This window comes from Butyrivibrio sp. INlla21 (genome assembly GCF_900116875.1).
In the GTDB taxonomy this organism is placed as follows: domain Bacteria; phylum Bacillota; class Clostridia; order Lachnospirales; family Lachnospiraceae; genus Butyrivibrio.
The window spans coordinates 1-1,094 of sequence record NZ_FPCC01000073.1; the positions used below are offsets into that span (position 1 = coordinate 1).

Below are 1,094 nucleotides of genomic sequence, written 5' to 3' on the forward strand. Positions count from 1 at the left end.
AAAGACTAACTATTATAAGTCAATAGATTTTTTGAGATTTTGATTGAGACGCAGAAATGTGTTTTAGAAAGCGGCAGGAGCTTATCTCCTGCAATCAGTACCTTGAAAACTGCATGACAAAAAGAGCATCCATAAGGGTGCTCATAGAAAAGGTTGAGACAGAAGTTATCCCCGGTATGGTTCGCCGGTAAGTTCCATTCGGTAGATCATCCGTACAAGCTTCTTTGTTGCATGGGAAACTGCAACATTGTAGTGTTTGCCCTCACTTATCTTTTTCGAGAGATAGGCTGCGTATGACTCATTCCACTTGCACACGAATTTAGTGGCATTAAAGAGAGCATAGCGAAGGTATCTGGAGCCGCGCTTCTCCATATGTGAATGGGATGACTCCAACTGACCGGATTGATAGGTGGAGGGTGACATACCCGCATAAGCAAGGATCTGATCTGCATTCTCAAAGCGAGAAAAGTCACCTATCTCTGCGAGGATCATAGCCCCCATTCTGTAACTGATACCGGGGATGGTCATTATAGGAGAACTACAGGTATCCATGATGGATTTGATAGAGGATTCAATCTCATCTATCTCTTCCGTTAAGACTTCTATCAGATGGATGGTATGCTTTAATTCCATCGACTTAGGCGACATTACAGAGCCGATAGAGTCTCTTGCGGCGTCACGTATGCTGCGAGCCATATCATCGCTATAACGGCCTTTAGAGGACGTATATAGAACAGATTTTAGATGGGTGAGATGGCAGGAAGCGATATATGAGGCTCCGGGCATCTCAGAGAGTAGAGCATAAACAGATGCTAGGTGCAGTGACGGTACCATGTGCTCCAACTCCGGGAAAAGGATGTTCACGAGTCTTGAAACTGAAGTTTTAAGCTTTGCTCGTTCCTGAACCTTATCGAAACGGTAACGCGTCAATGACTTCAATTCCTCGCTGTGATATGATATGTCCGAGTAGGGCTTGAGAGTCTTATCGGTTATTAACATCATAGCGATCGAACTGGCGTCGACTTTATCCGTTTTCGTCTTTCTAAGGCTTTGACCTTTTCTGTAAAGATTTGTATATAACGGGTTGATAACAC

The 1,094-nt window shown here is 43.9% G+C and carries 1 protein-coding gene; it reads right to left on the bottom strand.

What is annotated here, in order from left to right:
- Window positions 1-165 precede the first annotated feature (165 nt).
- Window positions 166-1,094, bottom strand: a 929-nt coding sequence (locus BM377_RS16095; RefSeq protein WP_092251006.1) for an IS110 family RNA-guided transposase, incomplete at its 5' end; no start/stop codon positions are given.